The 23,963-nt window shown below is 70.5% G+C and carries 26 protein-coding genes; 19 read left to right on the top strand and 7 right to left on the bottom strand.

Annotated features, from left to right (window positions below; genetic code table 11):
• Positions 1-11: 11 nt before the first annotated feature.
• The 6 genes from hemE (at position 12) to corA (ending at position 5,255) form a co-directional block, all read left to right on the top strand.
• Entirely contained in the window at positions 12-1,049 is a 1,038-nt protein-coding gene (gene hemE, locus VFR64_01190) for a uroporphyrinogen decarboxylase (GenBank protein HET9488357.1), read from the top strand.
• Positions 1,050-1,131: 82 nt separating this feature from the next.
• The gene (gene hemH, locus VFR64_01185) at positions 1,132-2,079 is read left to right on the top strand and encodes a ferrochelatase (protein HET9488356.1); all 948 of its coding nucleotides are present in this window, start codon (positions 1,132-1,134) and stop codon (positions 2,077-2,079) included.
• Complete coding sequence (gene hemG, locus VFR64_01180) at positions 2,076-3,494, top strand: protoporphyrinogen oxidase (protein HET9488355.1); 1,419 nt, start codon at positions 2,076-2,078, stop codon at positions 3,492-3,494. The genes hemH and hemG overlap by 4 nt, the downstream gene beginning before the upstream one ends.
• Before the next feature lie 66 nt (positions 3,495-3,560).
• Entirely contained in the window at positions 3,561-4,040 is a 480-nt protein-coding gene (locus VFR64_01175) for a YbaK/EbsC family protein (GenBank protein ID HET9488354.1), read from the top strand.
• Positions 4,041-4,045: 5 nt separating this feature from the next.
• Positions 4,046-4,264 (top strand): hypothetical protein, encoded by a 219-nt coding sequence (locus tag VFR64_01170; GenBank protein HET9488353.1) that lies wholly within the window; start codon positions 4,046-4,048, stop codon positions 4,262-4,264.
• Positions 4,265-4,277: 13 nt separating this feature from the next.
• Positions 4,278-5,255 (top strand): magnesium/cobalt transporter CorA, encoded by a 978-nt coding sequence (gene corA / locus VFR64_01165; protein HET9488352.1) that lies wholly within the window; start codon positions 4,278-4,280, stop codon positions 5,253-5,255.
• Positions 5,256-5,401: 146 nt separating this feature from the next.
• Here the strand turns inward: corA and VFR64_01160 are convergent, their stop codons facing one another.
• Both VFR64_01160 and VFR64_01155 read right to left on the bottom strand, forming a co-directional pair.
• Positions 5,402-5,764, bottom strand: coding sequence for a hypothetical protein (locus VFR64_01160; protein ID HET9488351.1), 363 nt, complete (start codon positions 5,762-5,764; stop codon positions 5,402-5,404).
• Complete coding sequence (locus VFR64_01155) at positions 5,761-6,660, bottom strand: BadF/BadG/BcrA/BcrD ATPase family protein (protein HET9488350.1); 900 nt, start codon at positions 6,658-6,660, stop codon at positions 5,761-5,763. The genes VFR64_01160 and VFR64_01155 overlap by 4 nt, the downstream gene beginning before the upstream one ends.
• 211 nt (positions 6,661-6,871) lie before the next feature.
• Here VFR64_01155 and VFR64_01150 point away from each other — a divergent pair, with 211 nt between their 5' ends.
• Both VFR64_01150 and VFR64_01145 read left to right on the top strand, forming a co-directional pair.
• Entirely contained in the window at positions 6,872-7,420 is a 549-nt protein-coding gene (locus VFR64_01150) for an ABC transporter substrate-binding protein (protein ID HET9488349.1), read from the top strand.
• A 26-nt stretch (positions 7,421-7,446) separates the two neighbouring features.
• On the top strand, positions 7,447-8,937 hold the full coding sequence (locus VFR64_01145) for a sodium/solute symporter (protein ID HET9488348.1): 1,491 nt from the start codon (positions 7,447-7,449) through the stop codon (positions 8,935-8,937).
• 44 nt (positions 8,938-8,981) lie between these two features.
• Here the strand turns inward: VFR64_01145 and nagZ are convergent, their stop codons facing one another.
• Complete coding sequence (gene nagZ, locus VFR64_01140; GenBank protein ID HET9488347.1) at positions 8,982-10,499, bottom strand: beta-N-acetylhexosaminidase; 1,518 nt, start codon at positions 10,497-10,499, stop codon at positions 8,982-8,984.
• Positions 10,500-10,786: 287 nt separating this feature from the next.
• Here nagZ and VFR64_01135 point away from each other — a divergent pair, with 287 nt between their 5' ends.
• Together VFR64_01135 and VFR64_01130 are read left to right on the top strand one after the other, a co-directional pair.
• Positions 10,787-11,131, top strand: coding sequence for a hypothetical protein (locus VFR64_01135; protein HET9488346.1), 345 nt, complete (start codon positions 10,787-10,789; stop codon positions 11,129-11,131).
• 44 nt (positions 11,132-11,175) lie between these two features.
• The gene (locus tag VFR64_01130) at positions 11,176-11,508 is read left to right on the top strand and encodes a hypothetical protein (protein HET9488345.1); all 333 of its coding nucleotides are present in this window, start codon (positions 11,176-11,178) and stop codon (positions 11,506-11,508) included.
• Between the two features lie 31 nt (positions 11,509-11,539).
• Here the strand turns inward: VFR64_01130 and VFR64_01125 are convergent, their stop codons facing one another.
• Positions 11,540-12,712 (bottom strand): DUF1343 domain-containing protein, encoded by a 1,173-nt coding sequence (locus VFR64_01125; protein HET9488344.1) that lies wholly within the window; start codon positions 12,710-12,712, stop codon positions 11,540-11,542.
• Between the two features lie 62 nt (positions 12,713-12,774).
• Here VFR64_01125 and murQ point away from each other — a divergent pair, with 62 nt between their 5' ends.
• The gene (gene murQ, locus VFR64_01120; GenBank protein ID HET9488343.1) at positions 12,775-13,725 is read left to right on the top strand and encodes an N-acetylmuramic acid 6-phosphate etherase; all 951 of its coding nucleotides are present in this window, start codon (positions 12,775-12,777) and stop codon (positions 13,723-13,725) included.
• Between the two features lie 57 nt (positions 13,726-13,782).
• The gene (locus VFR64_01115) at positions 13,783-14,316 is read left to right on the top strand and encodes a hypothetical protein (GenBank protein HET9488342.1); all 534 of its coding nucleotides are present in this window, start codon (positions 13,783-13,785) and stop codon (positions 14,314-14,316) included.
• A gap of 10 nt (positions 14,317-14,326) precedes the next feature.
• Here VFR64_01115 and VFR64_01110 read toward each other — a convergent pair whose 3' ends face one another.
• Positions 14,327-16,060 carry an IlvD/Edd family dehydratase gene (locus tag VFR64_01110; protein ID HET9488341.1) on the bottom strand — a complete coding sequence of 578 codons (1,734 nt, stop codon included), beginning with the start codon at positions 16,058-16,060 and terminating at the stop codon, positions 14,327-14,329.
• Between the two features lie 53 nt (positions 16,061-16,113).
• On the opposite strand from VFR64_01110, the gene VFR64_01105 reads away from it, so the two are divergent.
• The 4 genes from VFR64_01105 to VFR64_01090 all read left to right on the top strand — a co-directional run bounded on the left by VFR64_01105 (position 16,114) and on the right by VFR64_01090 (position 19,732).
• Positions 16,114-16,911: a glucose 1-dehydrogenase gene (locus VFR64_01105; GenBank protein HET9488340.1), complete on the top strand. Its 798-nt coding sequence runs from the start codon at positions 16,114-16,116 to the stop codon at positions 16,909-16,911.
• A 209-nt stretch (positions 16,912-17,120) separates the two neighbouring features.
• Positions 17,121-18,299 carry an acyl-CoA dehydrogenase family protein gene (locus tag VFR64_01100; protein ID HET9488339.1) on the top strand — a complete coding sequence of 393 codons (1,179 nt, stop codon included), beginning with the start codon at positions 17,121-17,123 and terminating at the stop codon, positions 18,297-18,299.
• Positions 18,300-18,316: 17 nt separating this feature from the next.
• A complete protein-coding gene (locus VFR64_01095) occupies positions 18,317-19,099 on the top strand; it encodes an enoyl-CoA hydratase (GenBank protein HET9488338.1) in 783 nt (260 codons plus the stop codon).
• 126 nt (positions 19,100-19,225) lie between these two features.
• Positions 19,226-19,732 (top strand): hypothetical protein, encoded by a 507-nt coding sequence (locus VFR64_01090; GenBank protein ID HET9488337.1) that lies wholly within the window; start codon positions 19,226-19,228, stop codon positions 19,730-19,732.
• Between the two features lie 15 nt (positions 19,733-19,747).
• Here VFR64_01090 and VFR64_01085 read toward each other — a convergent pair whose 3' ends face one another.
• Both VFR64_01085 and VFR64_01080 read right to left on the bottom strand, forming a co-directional pair.
• Positions 19,748-20,440, bottom strand: a complete 693-nt coding sequence (locus VFR64_01085) for a VIT1/CCC1 transporter family protein (GenBank protein HET9488336.1) — start codon at positions 20,438-20,440, stop codon at positions 19,748-19,750.
• Positions 20,437-20,967 carry a gamma carbonic anhydrase family protein gene (locus tag VFR64_01080; GenBank protein HET9488335.1) on the bottom strand — a complete coding sequence of 177 codons (531 nt, stop codon included), beginning with the start codon at positions 20,965-20,967 and terminating at the stop codon, positions 20,437-20,439. The genes VFR64_01085 and VFR64_01080 overlap by 4 nt, the downstream gene beginning before the upstream one ends.
• A gap of 75 nt (positions 20,968-21,042) precedes the next feature.
• Here VFR64_01080 and VFR64_01075 point away from each other — a divergent pair, with 75 nt between their 5' ends.
• From VFR64_01075 to VFR64_01065, 3 genes are read left to right on the top strand one after another with little or no spacing between them, the layout of a single operon-like run.
• On the top strand, positions 21,043-22,068 hold the full coding sequence (locus VFR64_01075; protein ID HET9488334.1) for a 3-oxoacyl-[acyl-carrier-protein] synthase III C-terminal domain-containing protein: 1,026 nt from the start codon (positions 21,043-21,045) through the stop codon (positions 22,066-22,068).
• Positions 22,069-22,120: 52 nt separating this feature from the next.
• Positions 22,121-22,750 (top strand): methyltransferase domain-containing protein, encoded by a 630-nt coding sequence (locus VFR64_01070; GenBank protein HET9488333.1) that lies wholly within the window; start codon positions 22,121-22,123, stop codon positions 22,748-22,750.
• Positions 22,747-23,955 (top strand): NAD(P)/FAD-dependent oxidoreductase, encoded by a 1,209-nt coding sequence (locus VFR64_01065; GenBank protein HET9488332.1) that lies wholly within the window; start codon positions 22,747-22,749, stop codon positions 23,953-23,955. The genes VFR64_01070 and VFR64_01065 overlap by 4 nt, the downstream gene beginning before the upstream one ends.
• Positions 23,956-23,963: the final 8 nt, after the last annotated feature.

Genomic DNA, 23,963 nt, shown 5'->3' with positions numbered 1-23,963 from the left:
CCCTGTCCGACGTGCCTGCCCCGGAAACCCCGCTCCTCTTGCGGGCCGCACGCCGCGAGCCCACGCCGGTGACACCGGTGTGGCTCATGCGCCAGGCCGGTCGTTTCCTCCCCGAGTACCGTGCCCTCCGCGCTCGCCACGGGTTTCTCGAGCTCTGCCGCGATCCGGCCGCCGCCGCCGAGGTCACGCTGCTGCCCATCGACCGGCTGGGTGTGGACGCCGCCATCCTGTTCGCCGACATCTTGTTGCTGATCGAGCCGCTGGGCGTCGGCCTCGAGTTCGCCCAAGGCGAAGGGCCCGTGATCCAGCGGCCCATCCGTACCGGCGCCCAGGTCGAGAGATTGGCGCCCATCGACCCGGCTACGGCCGTGCCGTTCGTCTTCGAAACCGTCCGCACGGTCGTGCGCGAGCTTGCTGGCCGGCTCCCCCTCATCGGCTTCGCCGGCGGCCCGTTCACCGTGGCCTCCTACCTCATCGAGGGCGGTCCCTCGCGCGACTACCTGCACGTCAAGCGGTTCATGTACGAGGAGCCCGAGGGGTGGCACCGGCTGATGGACTTGCTCGGCGAGGCGACGGCCCATTACCTCAACGGCCAGATCGCCGCGGGCGCCCAGGCCGTCCAACTCTTCGACTCCTGGGCGGGCGTCCTCAGCCCGGCCGATTACCGGGCGTTCGTCCAGCCCCACGTGCGCGCCCTGTTGGAGAAGGTCACGCCCGGTGTACCGATCATCCACTTCGGCACGGGGACGGCCGGCTTGTTGCCGTGCATGCGTGATGCGGGCGGCGACGTGATCGGGCTCGACTGGCGCGTGGATCTCGATGCCGCCTGGAGTGTCCTGGGTCCGGACGTCGCCGTGCAGGGCAATCTCGATCCGGCCGCGCTGCTGGCCCCGCCGGTCCTCTTCAAGCAGCGCGCCCGGGACGTCCTGACCCGCGCCGGCGGCCGACCCGGACACATCTTCAACCTCGGTCACGGCGTGCTTCCCCAGACGCCGGTGGACCACGTTCGGGCCCTGGTCGACATGGTCCACGACCTCAGCTCCAAGTGAAGATACAACGGAACCACGCCGCACCTTGAACAGGCCATCCTCGGAGCTGACCGAGCGGGCGGGCCCCGCTGCAATCGACGCCGTGCTGTTGATCGCGTTTGGCGGCCCCACGACGCCCGACGAGATCCGCCCCTTCCTCGAGACGGTCACCCGTGGCCGAGGGATTCCGCCGGCGCGACTCGAAGAAGTGGCCCGCCACTACGAGCAGATGCCAGGCGGTCGCTCGCCGCTGAACGAGCTGACCGAGGCACAGGGGCGCGCCCTGGGCGCGCGGCTGGCCGCCGAGGGGCTGGCGCTCCCCGTGTTCGTGGGGATGCGCAACTGGCGCCCCTGGCTGCGCGACACCCTGGCGGCGATGGCCAGGCAGGGGTGTCGGCGCGTGCTCGGCGTGATCCTCTCCGCCCTTCGGACGGAGGCTTCGTGGGAGCGCTACATGGCCGACGTCGCCCGGGCGCGAGCGGAAACTCCTGACGCCCCCGACGTCGTCTTCGCCCCCGCCTGGTTCGACCATCCCGGCTTCGCCGACGCGGTGGCCGACCGCTGTCGTCAGGCTTTCGAGCAGGTGCCCGCGCCCGCGCGCGCGGCGACGCCGCTGGTTTTCACCGCCCACAGCGTCCCGGTCGCCATGGCGGCGGTCTCGCCCTACGTCGCCGACTTCACGGCGGCTTCGCGCGAGGTGGCCACCCGGCTCGGCCACGCCCGATGGTCACTGGCCTACCAGAGCCGGAGCGGTAGCCCCGGCAAGGCCTGGCTCGAGCCCGACGTGAACGACGTCCTCCGCGCGCTGGCCGGCGAGGGTGTCCGGCACGTCGTCGTGGCGCCGATCGGCTTCGTGTGCGATCACGTGGAGGTGCTCTACGACCTCGACGTGCAGGCGCGCGCCACCGCCCGTGCGGCGGCCCTGACGCTGCACCGCGCACAGGCCGTGAACGACCACCCCGCGTTCATCGCTGCGCTCGCCGATGTCGTCCGCCGTCACGTGGCCGGCGGGTCGTCGGCGCGGCCGTCCGGTGGGGCTGGGCGGGGATGAGGCTGGTTGTGATCGGCGCAGGCATCGCGGGGCTGGCGGCGGCGCATCGGGCCGTCGAGCTGGCTCGCGAGCGCGGTATTTCGCTCGAGCTTACCGTCCTCGAGGCTCGGGAGCGCCTGGGGGGCACGATCGAGACCGAGCGGGTGGACGGTTTCCTCGTCGAGGCTGGGCCCGACTCGTTCCTTTCCGAGAAGCCATGGGGGCTGGCCCTGTGCCGGCGCCTGGGCCTGGAGCACCGCCTGGTCGGGACCGACGACCGCTTCCGGCGCACCTTCGTGTGGTTCCACGGCCGACTGCATCCGCTGCCCGAGGGATTCCAGCTCCTGGCGCCCACCCGGGTACGTCCGTTCCTCGCCTCGCAGCTCCTGTCCTGGCCGGGCAAAGCCCGGATGGCTCTCGATCTGCTCTTGCCCCGCGGCGCGGCCGGGGCCGACGAGAGCCTGGGGGCATTTGTGCGTCGCCGCCTGGGGCGCGAGGCGCTGGAGCGCGTGGCCCAGCCGCTGGTGGCCGGCATCTATACCGCCGACCCCGACGAGCTCAGCTTGAGAGCGACGATGCCGCGCTTCCTCGAGCTGGAGCGAGTTCGACGCAGCCTCATCATCGGGCTCTGGCGGGCGAGCCGGGGCGGGCCGGCTGCCTCCGGCAGCAGCGGGGCGCGCTGGAGCCTCTTCGTCACCCTGAGTGGCGGGATGAATGAGCTGGTGCAGGGCCTGGCCGCCCGGCTGCCGGCGGGCGCCGTCCAGCTCGAGCGGCGCGTCAACAGCGTCGTCCGGCGCGGCGCGAGCTGGGCTGTCGACGGTGGCGGGTCGGTCATCGAGGCGGATCGCGTGATCGCCGCCGTCGAGGGCCACGCGGCGAGCCGTCTGCTCCGCTACGTCGATCCCCAGCTGGCCAGCCTCCTGCAGGGCATCCCGTACGCTTCGTCGGCGACCATCTCGCTCGGGTACCCGCGCGCCGCCATCCGCCATCCGCTCGACGGCTTCGGGTTCGTGGTGCCGCGGGTAGAAGGTCGCGCGCTGCTGGCGTGCACGTTCTCCAGCGTGAAGTACCCGGGGCGGGCCCCCGCCGGACACGTCCTGCTCCGCTGCTTCCTCGGCGGCGCCTTGAACGCCGGCGTGCTCGAGGCGAGTGACGACGAGCTGGTCCGGCTGGCGCGCGAGGAGCTGGCCGCGGCGCTCGGCGTCGCCGGCGATCCCATGCTCGTGCGGGTGGTCCGGCACCCGGCCGCGATGCCCCAGTACGTGGTCGGTCACCTGCGGACGCTGGAGGCGATCGCCCGGCGCCTGGAGTCGTCGCCCGGCCTGCTGCTGGCCGGTTCCGCCTACCGGGGGGTCGGCATCGCGGACTGCATCCACTCCGGCGAGACCGCCGCCGAACAAGCGCTTCTGAACGACGCCACGCGTGCCGTGCCGTGACGCCGGTGCCGGGCGCGGACGTGCCAGGGCTCGATTTTCGCCGGCGGCTCGCATAGGCTAGCCACCGTGGCCGAGCCACTGAGCCCCAGCGCGCAGAAGGTCCAGGACGCGCTCACCGCCCTGGGCTTCCCCTATCAGGTGGTGGAGTCTCTGCAGCCTACGCGGACGGCGGCCGAAGCCGCCCGGCTGGTCGGCTGCCAGGTGGATCAGATCGCGAAGTCGCTGGTCTTCAAGGGGCGGCAGTCGGAGCGGCCAGTGCTCGTCATCGTCAGCGGGGCCAATCAGGTCAACGAATGGCGCATCGGCGTGCTGCTGAAGGAAGCGCTGGACAAGGCCAAGCCGGCCTTCGTCCGCGAGCACACCGGGTATGCCATCGGCGGCGTGCCGCCGATCGGCCATCTCAAGCCGCTCGAGACGTTCATCGACCAGGATCTGATGACGCACGCGGAGGTCTGGGCGGCGGGCGGCACGCCGAACGCGCTCTTCCGGCTCACGCCTCAGGATCTGGCCAAGATGACTGGCGGCCGCGTGGTGAAGGTCACCTAGCCGCCATGCTCCAGGTCGTCACCATGAAGGAGATCGACGCGATCTTCGCCGTCACCGACGCCCTGGGCATCCATCGCGAGATGCTGGTGATCCCCCTGGGACCGGCGTCCCCCGGGCGGGTGCGCCGGTTGCCCGCAGGCAAGCTGGAGATCACGGTGGAGGGGACCCGGCCCATCGAGGAGTGGCTCGAGGAATTGCCCGCGCTCATCGCCGCCGCACGGTGAGCCGAGGCCGGTGATGAGCGGGGCCGTCAGCTGCGCCGTCTATGCCGGCGGCCGCCGCAGCGCCGATGTGGCGCTGGACGATATCAGCGAGGTCCTCAAGCAGGACGACGGGAAGTTCATCTGGATCGATCTGCACGAGCCCGACGAGCCCCTGCTCCGCAAGATGCAGGACGAATTCGGGCTGCACGACCTCGCCGTCGAGGACGCGCTGCAAGCGCACCAGCGGCCCAAGCTCGAGCTCTACGACGGCTCCCTCTTCGTGGTGCTGCGCACCGTCCGCGTGGGGCCGGACAGGCGGCTGGAGACCGGCGAGACGCACATCTTCGTGGGCCCTCGCTACGTCGTCTCCGTTCGCCACGGCTCGTCCCTGTCCTACGAGGCCGTCCGGGTCCGCGGCGAGGCCAACCCCGAGCTGCTGAAGCTGGGCCCGGGGTTCGTCCTCTATGCGCTGATGGATTTCATCGTGGACCACTACTTTCCGGTCGTGGAGGCCCTGGAGGATCAGCTCGAGAGTCTCGAGGAGGAGATCTTCACCGAGCACTTCGACCGGTCCACGACGACCCGCATCTACCGGCTCAAGCGCGAGCTGCTGGCGCTCAGGCACGCCGTCTCGCCCCTCGTGGACATCACCAACCGGCTGATGCGCTTCGAGCTGGCCCTGATTCCCGAAGCCGCCCGCCCGTACTTCCGCGACGTCTACGATCACGTCGTGCGCATCAACGAGATGCTCGACACCCTGCGCGAGCTCCTCAGCGCCGCGCTGGAGGCCAACCTCTCGCTGATCTCGGTGTCACAGGCCGACGTGGTCAAGCGGCTCACGAGCTGGGCCGCCATCATCGCCGTCCCCACGCTGATCGCCAGCATCTACGGCATGAACTTCCGCTTCATGCCAGAAGTGACCTGGTGGTTCGGCTATCCCGTCGCGCTGGCCCTCATGCTGGGCGCCTGCTCCTTCCTCTACTTCCGTTTCAAGCGGGCAGGGTGGCTTTAGTCGGAGCGGGCCATCGTCACGCGGGCGGGGAGGTCTGGAGGGGGCGCGTCCCCGCCGGGGGCACAGGCAGGTGAGACAGCGACCGTAGTGACACCTGACGCGAATGGGGAGGTCTGGAGGGGGCGCGTCTCGTGCCCTCTCCAGCATTAAAGATTGTCGTCGATGATGGCGGCGAGGGAATGGAGGCTGGCGAGCGAGTAGACGTAGGTCCGCCAGCCGATCGCGATTCCGTCCGGCGGCTCGCCTGGCCGCTGCGCCGGGTAGATGGTGACGCTCACGTTCGGTCCGCTCCCGCTGCAGCCGCCGGCGCAGGCCTCGCGGACCCGGATGCGATCATCCAGGCCACGCGCTCGGATCAGCTCCTCGAGGTGTCGTCGGATCGCCCGGGCATCCATCCGTACCGCCCGGAGCCCTGTCGTCACCGGCAAGCTGACAGACCCGGCTTCCAGGGGGCATACGTTGATGACGAGCCGGCGCGACCGGGCGCCGGCCTTCCGACGTCGCGTCACGTTCGTCGGGCCCGGCCAGCCCCTCGGCTCGCCGTCCGGCGAGGCCGCGCGGGCGCTGCCAGACTGGCCAGTCTGGCCGCAGCCGCCACGGGCGCCTCGCGCGGCGGCTGCCAGCGCGCCGGCAAGCCGGCGCGCCGAACCGCCCGCTTGAGGCCGGCGCGGAACCACCGATCGTCCAGGACGCTGCCCGCCCAGCTCAGTGTCACGGGCCGATCCAGGCGCAGCCGTTTCGCCACGTCGGCCGCTTGACTGGCCAGATGGGCTTGCCCGGCTCGCACGATGGCCCGGGCGCGGGCGTCGCCCGCTCGGGCGCGCCGGATGACGACGGGTGCCAGGGACGCGATACGCATCACGGGATTCGGACCGGTCACCAGACGTCGCGCGGGATGAAAATCCTCGCCCCTCGTCGTGAGGCGCAGCCACTGCTGGCCCAGCCAGAAGCCGGAGCCCTCGTCACCCAGCAACGGTCCCAGGCCGCCGGCCCGTGCCCAGCGGCCGCGGGGGCTTCGTCCGATGACGATCGATCCGGTGCCGCTCAGGACGAGCACGCCGGGCCGGCCTCCGAGCGCGCCGAGATGGGCGGCCTGGGCATCAGAGAGGACGACCACGCGGCGGGCCAGGCCGCCGAGCCGGTAAGCGAGCGCGCGACGCTCGCCGGCCGTCCACACGCCGCGCGATGCCACGACCAGCGCCCCGACTCTGCCCGACGTCCAGCCGCGTCGGCGCCAGAGCGCATGAAACAGTTTGCCGATTTCCGACACCGGCGCGGCCCGGGAAGTGAATGGCGCCAGCGGCTTTCCCCGGCGCCGCGCCTGGACGCGCACCCACGTCGCGCCCAGATCGGCCCCGACCACGAGGTCGGGGCCACCACACTGGCCCTGTCTAATCCTGATCATGCGCGTGCCTTCTTGTCCGTATTCTCGGTCACCGGGGGCCGGACGATCACCGGGAAATCGGGCGTTTAAACCGGCGCTCGCGTGGCACGCCCGATGCTCCACTAGGGTGCTCGACCGGCATCGGACAAGGGGAAAGAAAATAGGCAGGGCATTGGCCGCATGGCTGTTGATCGCTAGCGCAGGGGCGCAGGGCATCGCGCCACGCGACGTGGTGCAGTCCGCCGTGACCCGGGTGATCCAGACGCTCGATGCTGCGCAGCAGCGCCCCCGGCTCGCCCGGGCCGGCCGCCCTCAGACCGATGGCGCGCGAACGGAGATCCGACGGATCGCCAGCGAGCTCTTCGACTTCGACGAGGTTTCCCGCCGGGCGCTGGGCCGTCACTGGACCGGACGGAGCCCGGAGGAGCAAGCCGAGTTCGTCGCCCTGTTCACCGAGCTCCTGGAGCGCGCGTACGTGGGAAAGATCGAGGCGTATTCGGGCGAGCGGATCCTGTACACGAGCGAGGTCATCGACGGCGAGTACGCCACCGTGCGCTCGCGGGTCCAGACGACGCAGCGGAGGGAAGTCGGGCTCGACTACCGGCTGCACCTGACCGACGGCGGCTGGAAAGTCTACGACGTCCTCATCGACGGCGTGAGCTTCGTCTCCACGTACCGCAGCGAGTTCAACCGGATCATCAAGCTCGACTCCTGGGATGAGCTGATGGACCGGTTGCGCAAGAAGCAGGTCCCCGCCCGCACCATCGTCGATCGCAGCTGACGGGCGTCTCCGCAGTATGATGGGGCGTGCCCGCGGTCGTGCCCGGCCTGGCCTGGTCTGACTACGCGGTCCTCGCCTTCTGCCTGGCCCTGCTGCTCCTCATCGGCGCCGGCTTCAGCCGCCAGCGCGACACCGTCGACTTCTTCCTGGCCCGGCGCCGGGTGCCCTGGTGGGCGGCCTGCCTGAGCTTTCTGGCCACCGAGATCAGCGCGGTCACGATCATCTCGGTCCCGGCCACGGCCTACAGCGAGAACTGGCAGTATCTGCAGTTCTTCGTGGGGTCCTCGCTGGCCAAGTTCGCGGTGGCGTGGTTGTTCATTCCCGCCTTCTATCGACACCAGGTCGTCACCATCTATGAATTCCTGCGGGATCGCTTCGGGCAGGCCAGCCAGGTGACCGCCGCGCTCTTCTTTTTCGTCACCCGACTGCTCGGCTCCGGGGTACGCCTGATGGCCGCCGCCCTGGCCGTGTCGATCCTGCTCGGCTGGCCACTCCTGCCCACGATCGCCATCTTCGTCGCGGTATCGATCCTCTACATCGCCGCCGGCGGCGTGAAGGCCATCGTGTGGACGAACGTCTTCCAGGCGCTGGTGTTCCTGCTGGCGGGCGCCGCCACGCTGGGCTGGGCCATCGCTCAGGTGGAGGGGGGTATGCCTGCCATCGTGGCCCTGGCCGGTGGGGCCGGGCGCCTGGACATCGTCAACTGGGGGCCGCCTCCCGGCGACTCCCACTTCTGGCGTCAGGTGTTCTCGGACCCGAACATCATCTGGGTGGCCGTGCTCAACGGCCTGGTGGGCTCCATGGCCGCCTTCGGCACCGACCACGACCTCATGCAGCGCTTGCTGACGGTCGAGACGCGCCGCCGAAGCCAGATCACCCTATCCCTCACGCCGCTGGGCACGCTCCTCACCCTCGTCATCTACCTCGGGCTGGGGGCCGCGCTCTACACCTTCTATGCCCAGCACCCGGAGCTGCCGGTGTCCCGGCCCGACGAGATACTGCCGCACTTCGTGCAGCAGACGCCGGCTGTGTTGCGGGGCCTCATGTTGAGCGCTATCGTGCTGGCCTCGATCGACTCGCCGCTCGGCTCGCTGTCCGCCTCCTTCGTGACCGACATCTACCGCCCGCTGCTGGCCCCGCGACGGTCGGAGCGCCACTACCTGCTCGTCTCCCGGGGAGCCGTGGTGGTGTTCGGGCTCGTCCTCGGCGGCATCGCCCACGCGTTCTCGGCGTTCGATCAGATTTTGTGGCTGGCCTTCAAGATCGCCGGGGTGACGTTCGGCTCCTTGCTGGGCGTGTTCCTCCTGGGGCTGGTCACGACCCGTCCGGTGCGCGACTGGGCGAACGTCGCGGCGATGCTCGTCATGGCCTCGCTGAATCTCGTGCTGCTCGTGCTATCGGAAACCGGTGTCGTCGCCTTCGCCTGGTCCTGGCTCGTGATCATCGGCACCGCCGGCACCATCCTCCTCTCCCTAACCGCGACTCACGCCTACCAGCTGATGAACCGCCGCGGGTGATTCCGTCGGGCATGGGCGTGGCGAAGCCCGGGGCCCATGCCGGCTCAGAGACTCCCCAGCCGGGCGATCACGGCGTCCAGCTGACAGCGTCGGAACCCGAACGCCGTGATTCCGAGCACGCCCGCCTGGAGCAGCGCCGCATCGTAGGGATCCCGCAGCAAGACGACAGCCAGGTGTCGGGCTCGCGCTTGCAGGGCATCGAGCAGCGCCCGATTCGAAGCGTACAGGTGGGCGTCGTAGAGAAAGAGGATCGTGCCGTCGGCCACCGCGGCCGCCCCCGCCGCCGCCTCGATCTCGGCCGGAGCGGGCTCGATGCCGACCAGCACGGCATCCGGCTCGATCCCGATCGTGGCGAAGGTCCGTGAAAGGTACTTCTTTTCGTCCATCAGCTCGGGCTCGATCGTGATGCGGGCGGCCAGGTCGGACAGGCGTGGAAATACGACGGTGGCCTGCCCGTTCAGCCGCCTGGCAAAGCCGCCTGGTACGGAAGCCACGAGCGTGACGGCACGGGTGGCCATCGCGCCGGCTAGCGCCGGGCCATCCGGCTCGGCGTGCGGTGGCCCTGGCGTAAAGCGCGGGGAGTCGGGGCGGCACAGCCGGCGGATTCGCTCCGCCGCCGCGTCCAGCTCGTCTTTGGACAGGGTCCCGGAGCGGTACGCATCGACAAGCGCCCGGGCGGCGGCGCGCTGAGCGCCCTCGGTGTGGCACACGAGGAGCAGATCGTGCCCGGCCGCCGCCGCCCGCACGGTGGCCTCGGCGATGGGACAGGTCTCGGTGATGGCCCCCATCTCCAGATCATCGGAGACCACGACGCCCGAGAATCCGAGCTCTCCACGCAGGCAATCGGTCACGATGCGTCGTGAGAAGGTCGCCGGCACGCCGGATGGATCGAGGTTCCGGTACACGGGGTGAGAGGTCATCACGCACGCCACGCCGGCGGCGATCGCTTCCGCGAACGGCACCAGGTGGATCGCGCGCATCTCGTCCCAGGTGGAGTCGATGCGAGGCAAACGCAGGTGGGCGTCCAGGGGAGAGTGCCCCTTGCCGGGGAAGTGCTTGGCGCACGCCGCGAGCCCACCCTCGGCCATGCCTCGAATGCGAGCGATGCCGTAGCGGGCGACACACGAGGGATCCTTACCGTACGAGCGGATGCCGATGTTCGGGCTGTACCGCTCCGTCAGCACGTCGAGCACGGGGCCGAGGTTGAGGTCGACGCCGAATCGGCGCAACTCCCTGGCTTCGTACAGTCCTTGACGATAGGCGAAGGCCTCGTCCCCGGCGGTGCCTACGGCGAGGTTATCCGGGAAGACGGTGACGTCTCGGCCGAGCATGATCACGCGACCGCCTTCGTGGTCGGTCGCCACGAGCAGCCTCCGCTCGAGCGCGTCCTCCAGGTCGTGGATCAGGCGAACCACCTGGGCCGGGCTCTCGAAGTTCCGGCGATAGAGGATGAGCCCGGCCGCTCTGGTCTCCCGGAAGAGGGCGATGTCGGCGGGGGACAGCGTGGGGCCCGGCAGCCCGAACATGAGCTGTTCGCCCGCCAGCGCTTCGATGTCGGCCACGACGCGATTCTATCCTCCGCCGGGGCCAAGTTCGGCGCACTGCTGGCGACATTCGTCGACGAGGTGACACAGAAGCTGGCTGGCCCGACCCGGACACGCCGCGCAACTGCCCGTCGCAGCACGACTCCTCGACTCTGGCATGCGTGCTGCAAGACTCGATCGCCATGGGCAACGCGACCGGAATGGGACGATGGCTGATCCTTGGACTGATCACGATTCTCATGCTGGCCGAGGTGCTTCTCGGCGCAGTGATCTCACTCGCCTAGGCCGTATTCCGAGGGAGCGGCATGCTCGACGATCGATGGAGTCTCTGGACGCTTGGGGCGATCGGCATGGCCATCGTCATGGCAGCGGCGCTCGTATCGGGGCTGGTGGTTGCGAACTGGAGTGGCTCGGGGCCGATGCCGATATTGCCGGCGGCTGCGCCGGAGACGTCGCCGCTGGGGCCACCCGCGGCGGGGAGGCTGCTGCCCACCAGTACAGCGCCCCCGACGACGCTGGAGCCGGCAGGTCTGTCGGAGGCGATCGATAAAGCGTGCGAGGAGTACGCGACCAGACTGGATGAGGTCCAGCCGGTCGGCTCCGCCGCGGTGTACGCGATCTGTCTCCGCGCCCGCGGCTACCCTCGATAGCCGGTAGTAGGCTTCATGCAGCGAGAAGCACAGCGGAGGTTGCCATGAACGCATTCGTCAGCGCGCTGGCCCTGGCGATGACCATCGCATGGGCGTTGCCCGGCTGGGCCGCCGATGACCGCAAGGTGAAGGCGGCGACGGGGCAAGTGGAGTCCGGGGCCCGGAAGATCGGCAAGGGGAAGATCGGCGAGGGCGTCGAGGAGACAGCGAAGGGAATCGGCAACACGGTGGTCGAGGGAGCCAAGTACAGCGGCGAGAAGCTGAAGGAGGCCGGCAAGGCCGCCGAGCCCAAGGCCAAGACGACCTGGCAGCACGTCAAGGACGGCGCCTCGTCCTTCGGTCAAAGCGTCAAGAACTTCTTTTCGAACCTCTTCTGAGAGGCGCGCCGCGCTCCGCGGCGTCAGCCCTTCACCGGTACATGAGAAACGGCCGGCGCGATCGCATCCACGCGGAGAGCGCCGGCCGCCACCGGCGCTCGAGCGTGGCGAGGGCGGTATTCCGCTGCAGGCCCTGCCGGATCAGGTCCGTGCCGAGCAGGATGTCGATGGGCAGGCGCCTGGGCTCGAACTCGTACGGTGGCTGCCGCCACGCGAAGCTTCGCGGCGCCTGCCGCTGCGCCACCGCGAGCAGAGCGAGACCGGAGAGGAACGGCTTGAAGCGGCCGCGATCCGTCACGTGGAGCTGGACGCCACCGCAGAGTCGCCCTGCCCACTTGTGGAAGGTGGGCCGGAAGCGCAGGGGCCGGAACCGCACGCCGGGCAGCCCGAGACGCTCGAGAGCCGTCGCGTAACGGCGAGGATCGAGGTAGGGAGCGCCGATCCATTCGAACGGACGCGTCGTGCCCCGGCCCTCGGAGAGGTTCGTCCCCTCGATGAGGCACCCGCCCGGGTAGACACGGGCGGTGTCGGGCGTGGGCATGTTCGGCGACGGAGCGACCCAGGGCAGCCCGGTATCCTCCCAGAGCATCTGGCGGCGCCAGCCCTGCATGGCCACCACGGTGAGGTCGCAGCCGAGGCGGTGACGGCTGTTGAGATAACCCGCCAGCTCTCCGATCGTCATGCCGTGTCGGGCCGGCAAGGGAAAGAGGCCGACGAATGACGCAAATGCCGGATCGGGGATGTTGCCCTCCACAACTTCACCGCCCAGCGGGTTGGGACGGTCCAGGACGATGACCGGCACCTCGGCGCGGGCGCAGGCCGACATGGTCAGCGCCATCGTCCACACGAAGGTGTAGTAGCGGGCCCCGACATCCTGAAGGTCCACGACGACGGCGTCGAGCCGCCGCAGCGTTCCTGCCGCCGGCGATCGCCGTCGGCCGTAGAGGCTCAGCACCGGCAGCCCGGTCATCGGCTCTCGCGTGCTGGCGACCGTAGCGTGGTCCTGAGCCGCTCCCCAGAGGCCGTGCTCGGGGGCGAAGAGCCGGACGAGCCGCCCGCCCGGCGCCCCGCGCAGCAGGTGGGCGGCGTGCTCGAGACCCGAGCTGACCGAGGCCTGGTGGGCCAGGAGCGCGATGTGCCGACCCCGGAGGAGCGCTCGGCGATCTCTCAACAGCACCTCGAGGCCGGAACGCACCCGGAGCACGCGTCGATAGTATCCGGCTCGTGACCGCCCGGCCAGAAATCCGCGGTACGATGCGGCCCAGCATGCGCCGGGGGCCCTGGGCCGGGCTGTCCACGGAACGCGCAAATCCTGCGAGTCGCGCGCTCGACCGCATGACGGCGCTCGGCATCGCTCGCTTGATGAACCGCGAGGATCAGGCGGCCGTACGGCGCGTGCGACACGCTGTACCCGCCGTCGGCCGAGCCGTGGATCTGATCGTCGAGGCGCTGTCCCGAGGGGGACGGCTCTTCTTCATGGGGGCCGGCACTTCCGGGCGCCTCGGGGTCCTGGAGGCCGCCGAGTGCCCGCCGACGTTCGGGACGCCGCCGGGCCTCGTACAGGCCATCATGGCGGGCGGTCGGGCCTCCGTCTTCCGTTCGCGCGAGGGGGCCGAAGACGATGCCAGGGCGGCGGCACGGACCGTGCGGCAACGACTGCGGGCGGGCGATGTCCTGGTCGGAGTCTCCGCCAGCGGCGTCACCCCCTTCGTGCGGGCAGGGCTCGCCGAGGCGCGCCGGCTCGCCGCTCGCACGGTGCTCGTCGTGTGCAATCCGCGCCCCGCGCGCACGGCCGCCGAGGTCGTGATCGCCGTGGCGCCTGGGCCGGAGGTGCTCGCCGGCTCCACCCGCCTCAAGGCGGGCACCGTCACGAAGCTCGTCCTCAACACGCTGACGATGGCCAGCATGGCCCGGCTGGGCCGGGTGCACGGGAATCTGATGATCGACGTCCAGCCGCGGTCGGCCAAGCTCCGAGCCAGAGCGTCGCGTCTCGTCCAGCAGTTGGCCGCCGTCTCGCCGCCGGCCGCTCGTCGCGCGCTACGGGCTGCCGGCGGCCGTGTCCGGCTGGCCGTCCTCATCGCTCGCACCGGGCTCGAGCTCGCGCCGGCCCGACGGTTGCTCCGTGAATCGGGGGGATCCCTGAGAGATGCGCTCGAGCGTCACACAAGACGGCATCGGCTTGCACATCCGCGCCCCCGGGGCGGCCGTCGGCCCTGAAAGGCCGCGCAATTCGCGACCGCGTGTCAAGGCACGTGACTTGCTCCATGGTGTGTCGTGGTCCTGAAGCGTTGCGTCTGGCACCGCCGCTATTTCCGGTATCCCCGGGTGTACGGTGTCGCCTCCTGGAAGGGCCGCGGCGTCGTCCTCGCCGACGGCGTCTGTCCCCGTTGCACCGGCCGGATCCGTCGAGACCTGACCAGCTGGCGGGCGACCGGGCTCTCCCGCTGGGAGGCCCCGATGGCGCTGCCCCCCACGATCGTGATGGTGATCGCGACGATGGTGATCGTGGTGGCCGCTCGCCCGCTGGACTGGACCCCGCCGGTAAGGGAGTCGCTCACCGCACGATCCGAGCTCCCGGCGGTGGACGAGCAGGACGCCCGCCCGGTTCAGCGGGTGCGTCGTGTCCAGGCCCCGGTGCCACTCCCGGAGCGGGTCGTGTACGTTCGGGGCTGGCGAGCGGCCACGACAACGGCGGGGGCGGCACCCTCGAGAGCGACGGTCAGATCGGCAGTCGGCGGCCGCCGCGAAGCGGCGAGACTGGACGATACGGGCTGGTCGTGGGCGCTCTCGGCCGTGCAAGCGCCCTGACGGACGCTCTTCAGGTGTGCGAGGGGCCCGCCGTGTCCTCGACGCGTACGGGTGTCTGGCCGCGCAGGAAGTCGAAGTCGCATCCTTCGTTCGCCTGCAGGACGTGGTCGAGGAAGAGCTTGCCGTAGCCTCGGGTGAAATGTGGCGGGCGCGGGCGCCAGACCGCGCGCCGCCGGGCAAGCTCGTCTTCCGTCACCAGCAGCGTCAGCCGCCGGGCGGGGACGTCGAGCTCGATCTCATCGCCGTCGCGGACCAACCCGAGCGGGCCGCCGATGGCCGACTCGGGCGCCACGTGGAGCACGACGGTGCCGTACGAGGTGCCGCTCATGCGGGCGTCCGAGATCCGCACCATGTCCCGCACGCCCTGCCGCAAGAGCCGGGCGGGGATCGGCGCCGCCCCCCACTCCGGCATGCCCGGCGCCCCTCGCGGGCCGGCGTGCTTGAGCACGAGCACGGACTGCTCGTCGATCGGCAGCCCGGGATCGTCGATCCGACGGTGCAGGTCGGCATGGTCGTCGAAGACGACGGCGCGGCCGCGATGCCGAAGCAGTTCGGCCGACGCGGCCGACTGCTTGAGGACCGCCCCGTCCGGACAGAGGTTCCCCGAAAGCACGACGGTGCCCCCCTCCGGGGCGAGCGGCAACGCCAGCGGGCGTATGACGTCGTCGTTGTAACACCGGGCGGTGCTCACGTTGTCGGCCAGCGTGGCCCCGTTCACGGTCAAGGCGCCGCCATGGAGCAACGGCAAGAGCTGGTTGAGCACCGCCGGCAGCCCGCCGGCGTAGAAGAAGTCCTCCATGAGGTATTTGCCCGACGGCCGGACGTTCACCAGCAGGGGCGTGCCCCGCGACAGCGTGTCGAACCGGGCCAGCGGCAACGCCAGCCCGAGGCGGCCGGCGATCGCCACCAGGTGGATGATCGCGTTCGTCGATCCGCCGATGGCCATGTCGGCGCGGATGGCGTTGTCGAAGGCCTCGGCGGTCATGATCCGGGACGGCGTGGGCCCCCCGACCAGGGCCATCTCCACGGCGCGGCGTCCGGACAGCTCGGCCAGGACGAGCCGGCGGGAGTCCGAGGCCGGAACGGCGGCGTTGCCGGGCAGCGTCATGCCGAGGGCCTCGGCCATGGACGCCATCGTGGATGCGGTGCCCATCACCATGCAGTGGCCGGCCGACCGGGACATGCATGCTTCCGCCTCGCACAGTTCCTCGTCGGTGAGCCGCCCGGCCCGTCGTTCGGCCCACAGCCGCCAGGCATCGGTGCCCGACCCCAGCTCTTCGGTGCGCCACTTGCCCCGCAGCATCGGCCCGCCGGTGACCATGATCGCCGGGATGTCGGCGGAGGCCGCGCCCATCAGCATGGCGGGGGTGGTCTTGTCGCAGCCGGACAGGAGCACCACCGCGTCCAGCGGATAGGCCCGCAGGCACTCCTCGACGTCCATGGCCATGAGGTTGCGGAACAGCATGGTGGTGGGCTTCATGAGGACTTCGCCCAGCGAGATGGTGGGGAACTCCAGCGGGAAGCCTCCCGCGCTCCACACTCCGCGCTTGACCGCGTCGGCGACCTGGCGCAGGTGGGCGTTGCAGGTGGTGAGCTCGGACCAGGAGTTGGCAATGCCGATCACGGGGCGGCCGTCGAACACGAGGTCGCTGAACCCCTCGGTCTTCAGCCAGGAGCGATGGACGAATCCATCGAGGTCCCGGCGCCCGAACCAGTTGCGGCTTCTGAGCGGCTGTGCTGTCATTGGGCCTCCCGAAGGCTTGGAAGGCTTGGATTATAGGAGATCGGAGGACGCGCATGCGGCTCAGCGGCAAGGTGGCGATCATCACGGGCGGAGGCAGTGGCATCGGGCGGGGGATCGCGATGGCTATGGCCCGCGAGGGCGCGGACATCGCCATCCCCGACATCCAGGTCCTGAACGCCGAGAAGGTCGCCGACGAGATCAAGGGGCTGGGCCGGAAGGCGATGGCCATGAAGGCCGACGTGACGAGCGCCGCCGACGTCAAGACGATGGTCGACCGCACGCGCGAATCGTTCGGCAAGATCGACATCCTCGTGAACAACGCCGGCATGGCCGCTCCGCCCGGCATGCCCTTCACCAACAACACCGAGGAGGACTGGGATCGGACCTTCGCCGTCAATACCAAGTCGGTGTTCCTCGCCTGCAAGGCCGTCGCGCCGTACTTCATCGAGCGCAAGGCCGGGCGGATCATCAACATCGCCTCCATCGCGGGCCCCCTGGCGGCGGTGACCATGCCCGCCTACAGCGTGGCCAAGCAGGGGGTGATCACGTTCACGCGGGTGGTGGCCAAGGAGCTGGCCGCCCACCGGATCACCGTGAACGCCATCTGTCCCGGCGTCCTGTGGACCGACTTCTGGCAGAAGCTGGCCGCCCACATCGCCCAGACCAACCCGGCCTTCGCCGGCCTCACGCCGCGACAGGTGTTCGACAAGCGGGTCAGCGACATCGTGCCGATGAAGTGCGAGCAGGAGCCGGAGGACATCGGCGCGGCCGCCGTCTTCCTGGCCTCCGACGAGGCCCGCTACATCACGGGCCAGGCCCTCATGGTCGACGGCGGGTGCGTGATGTGGTAGTGCGAGCCGCAGGACGTCGCGGGGCGGGGGCCCCGTCGTCCGAGGCGAGCCGATGGACAGGTCGTGCGAGCCGCAGGACGTCGCGGGGCTGGGGCCCCGCCGTCCGAGGCGAGCAAATGGACAGGTCGTGCGAGCCGCAGGACGTCGCGGGGCTGGGGCCCCGTCGTCCGAGGCGATCCGCCGGGACAATCGCGGCGGGAGGAAGACTGATGGACTTCGATTTCACGCCGGAGCAAGAGGCCTTCCGCAAGGAGGTCCGGCAGTGGCTCGAGCGCACGCTGCCCGACGATCTGCGCGGGCGGGGCTTCGCCGCCTCCCGCGCCGATCAGGCCGAGATCCGCAAGCTGCGGGCCTGGCAGAAGACCATGTACGAGGCCGGCTACGTCGGCATCGACTGGCCACGCGAGTTCGGTGGCCGCGGGGCCACGCTGGTGGAGCAGATCATCCTCTACCAGGAGATGGCGCGCGCCGAGTCGCCCCAGCCGGTCAATCGAGGCGGGCTCTCCATGCTCGGCCCGACTCTGATGAAGTACGGCACTCCCGCCCAACAGCAACGGTTCCTGTCCCGGATCCTGACGGCGGAGGATCTGTGGTGTCAGGGTTTTTCCGAGCCGAATGCGGGATCCGACCTGGCCAACCTCCAGACACGGGCCGGGCGAGACGGTGACACGTTCGTCGTCACCGGGCAGAAGGTCTGGACGAGCATGGCGCACGTCGCCGACTGGTGCTTCCTCCTGGTCCGCACCGACCCGCAAGCGCCGCGGCACAAAGGCATCAGCTTCCTGCTGGTCGACATGCGCTCGCCCGGGATCACGGTGCGGCCGTTGCGCCAGATGACCGGGGAGGCCGAATTCAACGAGGTGTTCTTCGACGGCGTGCGCGTGCCCGCCGAGAACCTGGTCGGCCGGCTCAACGAGGGGTGGGCCGTAGCCATCACCACGCTGGCCTACGAGCGCGACCTCCTCACCTTCATCCGGCACGTCTCGCTTCGCACGGCCGTCCAGCGCCTCGTGCGCCTCGTGCAGGAGCACGGCCGGGCCCCGGATCGCGTCGTTCGCCAGAAGGTCGCGGGCCTGTGGATCGGCGAGCAAGCGCTGCAGCTCAACGCCTATCGCAGCTTGACCAAGATCCTGCGCGGCGGCCAGCCGGGGCCGGAAGGCTCGACGTCCAAGCTCTTCTGGAGCCAGGTGGATCAGGAGCTGGCCCAGACGGCCACCGAGGTGCTGGGGCCCGTCTCGCAGCTCACCGCCGGCTCCCGGTGGGCGCTCGACGAGGGGCAGTGGGAATTCTATGCGCTGCTGGCCCAGGCCAGCGGGATCCGGGCCGGCACGTCGGAGATTCTGAGAAACATCCTGAGCGAGCGCGTGCTCGGCCTGCCCAAAGACTGAGCGGCGCGGAGGCGCGGATGAGCGATCTGCTCTACGAGGTGAAGGACCGTATCGCCACCATCACGCTGAACCGGCCGGACAAGCTCAACGCGTTCACCGGCCCCATGATCGACGCCTGGGCCCGCTCTCTCGCCGAGGCCCAGGCCGACGACGCCGTGCACGTGGTCGTCGTCACTGGCGCCGGCCGCGCCTTCTGCGCCGGCGGCGACGTCGGACGCATGGGACAAGGGGCGCCGACCCCGCTCGAGCACAAGAACCAGCTCTGGGAGAACATCCACCGCGTGCCCCGGACCCTCGAGGCGATGGACAAGCCGGTCATCGCCATGGTCAACGGCCTGGCCGTCGGCGCCGGGATGGGCATGTGCCTCATGTGCGATGTGCGCGTGGCCGTTCAGGATGCGCGCTTCTCGACGGGCTACGTGAAGGTCGGGCTCGTGCCCGGCGATGGCGACACCTACTTCCTGCCGCGGCTGGTCGGGCCCGCCAAGGCCCTGGAGCTGCTGTGGACGGCGGACTTCATCGAGGCGGCCGAGGCGCTGCGGCTGGGCATCGTCAACCGCGTGGTCCCCACCTCCGAGCTGGCCGAGGCGACCTATGCGCTCGCCCGGCAGATCGCCGAGGGCCCGCAGATCCCGATCCGAATGATCAAGCGCCTGGTCTACCAGAGCCTCCGCCTCGACCTCCGCACGCATCTGGATCTGGTCTCCTCGCACATGGCGGTGGTGCGGCAAACAATTGACCACGCCGAAGGGGTGGCGGCGTTCAAGGAGAAGCGGGCCCCACGCTTCCAGGGGCGCTGACAACCCTGTCGACCCGCGATCGGCGCCTGCCAGGCTGACACCCCGACGACACCGATCCGACGCCCAACTAGCTGAAAGGACGAGGCCGCAGGCGGCCTGACCCTGGCCCTCCTCTTGCTCTCTGTCGTGACCGTGGACGTCACCGAAGCCAAAGACCGGATCGCGATGGCCCTGGTGGAGTCGATGTTCCGCCGCGCTCGCTACCAGGTGAAGGCGCTCCTCCCCGAGCGTGCACGGTTTCGCTTCGTCCGCGACGACATCGTCCCGCGCTTGAGCATCAACGTGCCCGACGCCGATGGTGTGGAGCGCGAGGTGCCGCTGGGCGTCACCTACAAGCCGTTCGTCGAAGCATTCATCGCGCTGGAGAGCCAACGGCGAGGGTCGTCTCTGTTCGCGATCGCGCGCCGTCGGTGTCCGATGCTCCAGCTCATCGTGGTCACCGACCATCCGGCGCCGGGGCGCTCGTGCTTCCAGGCGATGGCGACGGCCGGCGGGGACGCTCTGCACACCGTCGACCTGATCACCCTCACCCAGCTGCGACTGTTCCCTCACAACATCGCCGACCACGAGACGTTGCTGCGCCGGATCTTCGCCCTGCTCTCGGACGAGCAGGTCGTTACGCGGGTCAGCTAGCCGCCGCGGGCCGAATCAGGTGATGGCCTGGGCGATGGCGAAGGCCACCCCGGCGGCGACGCCGCCGATGAGGGCGGTTCCCAGAGCGCTGGGGATGGGTGGGGCGCCGGTGAACCGTCCTTTGACGTACCCGAACACGAGCAGGGCGACGATGGTCACCGCCGAGGAGACGGTCAGCGCGGTGATGACGTGCCCGATCACCATGTACGGCCACAGCGGGATGAGGCCCCCCAGGACGTAGGCGCCGCCGATGGTGATGGCGCTGCGCAGCGCCCGCCGGGGGTCCGGGCGCTCCAGCCCGAGCTCGAAGCGCATCATGAAGTCCACCCACCGATCGGGGTCGCGCTGCAGGGCCTGCACGAGCGGTGTCGCCGCTTCGGCCTTCACGCCGTAGGCCTCCAGCACTGCGAACACCTCGGCGGCCTCGGCCTGGGGCTTGTCGCGCACCTCGCGCTGCTCCCGGCGCCGCTCGCTCTCGTAGTGCTCGGCATCGCTGCGCGCCGCCAGGTACCCGCCCAGCCCCATGGCGATGGCCCCGGCTGCGATCTCGGCGAGCCCGGCCACCACGATGATCCACGTGGTGTCGATGGCCCCGCTGAGCCCGGCGGCCAGCGCGAAGGGCACGGTGAGGCCGTCGGCCATGCCCAGCACCAGGTCGCGGACGGCGCGATTGCCGGTGAAGTGTCGCTCGGGATGGATGAGCGTCATGCGTCGACGGGGCCGACGCCGGCCTTGTGTCGCTGGGCCAGCGCCTGGTAGCCGCTGGGATTGGCGCGTACCCAGAACTCGGCGGCCGTGCCGGCCAGCGGCCCCTTCACTCGTGCCGGCGCTCCCACGGCCAGGACGTCGGCCGGGATGGCGGTACCGGGCGTCACCAGCGCCCCGGCCGCCACCATGGCCCGCGCCCCGATGCGCGCGCCGTCGAGCACGGTCGCGCCGTTGCCGACCAGCGCCTCGTCCTCCAGCACGGCGCCGTGGATGACGCAGGTATGGCCCACGGTAGCGCCGGCGCCGATCTCCACGGGATTCACGGGGGTGACGTGAACGACCGCGCAATCCTGGACGTTGGCGCCGCGCCGGATGACCACCGGCCCGAAATCCGCGCGCACGACGGCGTTGTACCACACCGATGCGTTCGCTTCGACGGTGACGTCGCCGATCAACACGGCCGTCGGTGCGATGAAGGCAGAGGGATGCACCCGTGGGCGCTTTCCTTCGAAGCTGAACAGTGGCATGGAACGGGCCCTCGCAGTATCCTCGGGTCTGTCGACCCAATCTTACGCGAACCTCCCATGTCGAGCGAGACGCCCATGACGTATCCGCGGGTTGCGGCGGTGGCGACGGCCTCGCCGCCGCATCGCTTCACGCAGGCCGACCTCCTCGCCCTGGCCGGCTACGCCGATGCGCAGCGCCGCGGCTTCTTCGAGCGCAGCGACATCGAGAGCCGGTACCTGTGCATCGATCCCGCGCGGTTCAAGCCCGACGAGACCGTGGACGAGATGCAAGCCCGGTTCGCCGAGGGGGCGCTGGGGCTGGGAGAGGCGGCGGCGCGCCGGGCCCTGATGCGCGCGGGCTGGGGCGTCGGCGACCTCGATCTTCTGGTGACCACGACGTGCACCGGGCGGCTGACTCCCAGTTTGGATGCGCACCTGGTCGCACGGCTGGGCTGTCGTCCCGATGTCCAGCGCGCCCACATCGGCGACACCGGGTGTGCGTCGGCGATGGTCGCCCTGCAGCAGGCCTGGAATCACCTGCGGGCCTTTCCCAGTCACCGGGCGCTCGTCGTAGCCGTCGAGATCTGCTCGGCGGCGTACTATCTGGACCACCGCCTGGAGTCGGCGGTGGCCCACGCCATCTTCGCCGATGGCGCCGGCGCCCTGGCCCTGACCGTCGAGGCCCCGGGACCAGCCATCGTGGTCCACCGGACGCTCTTCCGCCCGGAGCACCTCGACGCGATGGGGTTCGAATACCCGGGCGGCCGTCCCCGGATCGTGCTGTCCAAGGAGGTGCGCCGGATCGGGCCAGCCATGCTCAAGGACATGGCCCGGGTGCTCATGGAGGCTCAGGGCCTCAAGCAGGAGGACATCCGCTACTGGGTGCTGCACTCGGCCGGCCGCCGGGTGCTGGAGCGAGCGGCCGGCCTCCTCGGCCTCGGCGAGGACGAAATGACGCATGCCCGGACGGTGCTGCGGAAGTACGGCAACATGTCCTCCGCGACGATTCTCTTCGTCCTCGAAGAGACGCTGCGGGCCGCGTCGCCGATGCCCGGCGATTGGGGCCTCATGATCGGGCTCGGCCCCGGCTTCACGGCCGAGGGCGCCCTGCTGCGCTGGTGACGAAGCCATGCTGTCTCGCCGACACGGCGCCCGCGAACATCTGGATGGCCCGGTGCTCCGAGCCGATCGCGAGGCCTCGCTCGCCGACATCCATCGTCTGAACAGCTGGTTCGGTGGCTATCGCCTGAGCGAGCGGGCAATCGACCGATTGATCGCCACGGCCCCGCGCGGCGCGCCGCTGCGGATCATCGACGTGGGCGGCGGCCGGGGCGATCTGGCCACGCGCCTGATCGCCCACGCCCGACGCCGCGGCCGAGCGCTGGCCGCGATCGTCGTGGACCGCGACGGCCTGGTTCGCCCGCGGCCGGGGCTGGCGGCAGTGCGGGCGGACGCCAGCGCGCTGCCGTTTCGGCCGGGCGCCGCCGACGTCGTGACCTCGTCGCTGCTGCTCCATCACCTCGAGCCCGACGCGGCCGCCCGAAGCCTCGCCGAGATGCGCGCGGCCGCCCGCCGGGGCGTCGTCATCAACGATCTGCTGCGGAGTCGCGTCACCCTGGCCCTGGTGTGGCTCGTCACGCGGCTGTTCACGCGCCACCCGTTCGCCCGCCACGACGGACCGCTTTCGGTCCGCCGTGCCTATTCCCCGCAGGAGCTCCGGTCGATCGCCTCCCGGGCCGGCGTGAGAGATCTCGACGTGCGACGTTACCCCTGGCTGGGGCGCGTCGTGGCGGTGGCGTCATGAGCCCGAGCTTCGACGTCATCGTCGTGGGCGCGGGGCCGGCCGGCGCCGCCACCGCCATCCTGCTCGCCGAGCGCGGACTGGAAGTCGTGGTGCTCGATCGGGCTCGGTTTCCCCGGCCCAAGCTCTGCGGGGAGTACCTCAGCCCCGAGGCCGCGCGCATCCTCGACCGGCTGGGGGTGCTCAAGACGGTGGACCTGGCCGGCGCGGCGCCGCTCGTGGGCATGCGCATCACCGCGCCCGACGGCACCGTTGTGACCGGTCGCTACCATGCCGTCGGCCCCTTCAGACCCTATCGTGATCACGCTCTGGGCCTCAGTCGCACGATCCTGGATGCGGTGCTGGTGGATCGCCTGCGCGCGCTTCCGGTCGACGTCCGCGAACAAGCGCGGGTCAGCGACCTGCTCTGGGAGGGCGGGCAAGTGGTTGGCGTCACCGCCGTGGACACGGCCGGACGCGCTCAGCCCCTGCGGGCCCCTCTCGTCGTCGGCGCCGATGGCCGCGGCTCGGTGGTCGCGCATCAGCTGGGCTGCCGCCGGCCCCACCGGCTGCAACGCATGGCGCTCGTGGCCTATGTCCGGGGACTGGCCGACTGCCGCGACGTCGGCGAGATCTTCGTCGATCCGCCGGACTACGCCATCCTGAACCCTCTGGGGCCGGACCGGGTCAACCTGAGCCTGGTCGTGCCGCTGCAGCACGTCGCGCCCTGGAGCAACCGGCTCGACACGTTCTTCGCGGCGCGGATCAGGCAACTCCGCCATCTGGCCCGGCGCCTGACGGGCGCGTCCTGGAGCGCGCCGGTGCAGGCGATGGGGCCGCTGGCCTATACGGTCACCCCGCCGCAACACGGTGGTGTGCTCCTGGTGGGCGATGCCGCCGGCTTCTATGACCCGTTCACCGGGGAAGGGGTGTTCAGCGCCTTGCGGGCGGCCGAGCTTGTCGCCGAAACCGCGACGCGAGCCTTCCGCCTGGGCGACTGGTCGTGGGCCGCGCTCGCCGGCTACGAGCGGGCCCGCCGCGCGGCGTTCGGAGGCAAGGAGCGCTTTACCCGGGCGCTGCAATTCGTCGTCCGGCGTCGCGGGCTCGCCGACCTCGTCGCGCATCTCCTGGCCAGGCGACCCGCGCTGGTCGATCTCTTGCTGGGCGTCGCTGGCGACTACGTGCCGCCGCGGGCGCTGCTCGGCAATCGGGTGTTTCCCAGGGCCTGACGCGCTAG

The organism is Candidatus Methylomirabilota bacterium (assembly GCA_035709005.1).
In the GTDB taxonomy this organism is placed as follows: domain Bacteria; phylum Methylomirabilota; class Methylomirabilia; order Rokubacteriales; family CSP1-6; genus 40CM-4-69-5.
The sequence above is the reverse complement of the archived record's forward strand: the minus strand, read 5'-3'. Positions and strand labels throughout refer to the sequence as shown.